Below are 477 nucleotides of genomic sequence, written 5' to 3'. Positions count from 1 at the left end.
TCCTTTTTTGAGGAAACGATAGGGTGTATAAACCTCCTTGCTCTTTAAAGCCCCTTTCTATTAAAAAAGGATTCTCTCCTATTATTTTCCAAAACCAGATATCGTTATCATCACAATATTCTGTTAAGAACATATCTTTTTCTTCAAAAAGAATGCGACTTCCACTTGGTGCTTTTATTTTCACTGCTCAACTATTTTGAAAGTTTTATTTTCGAATACTGCATATAAAGTCTGCCTACCATCACGTGTGATTTTCCAAATTTCAGTTCCTTCTTTAATGGATATTTATTTTGATTATTTTCGCAGCACATGACACGCTTTCTTAATAAATCGAAAATTATATTTTATTGGGTTGGAGATTTTTTTTTCTTCTGGTAAGTCCAATATAACATTTTTATTCTGAATTCCCAAATCAAAGTTTAATAAACCACGTTCGCAGCCAGGTGAGATCTTTATCTTGTTATATTCATATGTTTG

The 477-nt window shown here is 31.2% G+C and carries 1 protein-coding gene and 1 pseudogene; both read right to left on the bottom strand.

Features of this window, described 5'->3' with window-relative positions; translation table 11 throughout:
• Positions 1–184 (bottom strand): annotated as a pseudogene (locus tag X919_RS16005) (hypothetical protein); the annotation flags it as partial.
• A 110-nt stretch (positions 185–294) separates the two neighbouring features.
• On the bottom strand, positions 295–477 hold a 183-nt coding region (locus X919_RS17050), incomplete at its 5' end, for a hypothetical protein (RefSeq protein WP_036917261.1).

The organism is Prevotella sp. HJM029 (assembly GCF_000599605.1).
Taxonomy (GTDB): domain Bacteria; phylum Bacteroidota; class Bacteroidia; order Bacteroidales; family Bacteroidaceae; genus Prevotella.
This window is presented reverse-complemented; position numbering and strand designations above follow the sequence as displayed.